The sequence below is a fragment of the Vibrio sp. CUB2 genome, from assembly GCF_001557945.1.
In the GTDB taxonomy this organism is placed as follows: Bacteria; Pseudomonadota; Gammaproteobacteria; order Enterobacterales; family Vibrionaceae; genus Vibrio; species Vibrio owensii.
The window spans coordinates 1-528 of sequence record NZ_LNRB01000079.1 but is presented as its reverse complement, the minus strand read 5'-3'; the positions used below and the strand labels follow the sequence as shown (position 1 = coordinate 528).

2 tRNA genes and 1 rRNA gene are annotated in these 528 nt (G+C 44.5%); all 3 read right to left on the bottom strand.

The annotated features are described in order from the left end of the window. Positions 1 to 123: 123 nt before the first annotated feature. A tRNA-Glu gene (locus ATB78_RS27945) sits at positions 124 to 199 on the bottom strand. 41 nt (positions 200 to 240) lie between these two features. Continuing rightward, positions 241 to 316, bottom strand: a tRNA-Ala gene (locus ATB78_RS27940). A 97-nt stretch (positions 317 to 413) separates the two neighbouring features. Further along, positions 414 to 528 (bottom strand): 16S ribosomal RNA (locus tag ATB78_RS27935); the annotation flags it as partial.

Sequence of the window (528 nt, the reverse complement as noted above, 5' to 3'; positions counted from 1 at the left end):
ACATTGAGAACTTTACAAACAAACTTAAAAGTTTGTTTTGTCAGCTTTCCAAATTGTTAAAGAGCTAATCACTTCTTATGAAGTAACCATTTTTAAAAACTCTCAAGAGAGAATGTTTAAAGATGGTATCCCGTAGGGGAGTCGAACCCCTGTTACCGCCGTGAAAGGGCGGTGTCCTAGGCCTCTAGACGAACGGGACACTGTAGGTTGTTTTGCTAAAAGCAGAAACAATGTAGCTAGTGGTGGAGCTAATCGGGATCGAACCGATGACCTCTTCGCTGCCAGCGAAGCGCTCTCCCAGCTGAGCTATAGCCCCACATAAATCGCTTCAGCATTTTATGCAGAACCAATCTTTGCTCTGAAATCTAAACCATATCAATCTGTGTGGACACTCATCGTGAATAATCATCGTTTAAGGAGGTGATCCAGCGCCAGGTTCCCCTAGCGCTACCTTGTTACGACTTCACCCCAGTCATGAACCACAAAGTGGTAAGCGTCCTCCCGAAGGTTAAACTACCTACTTCTTTT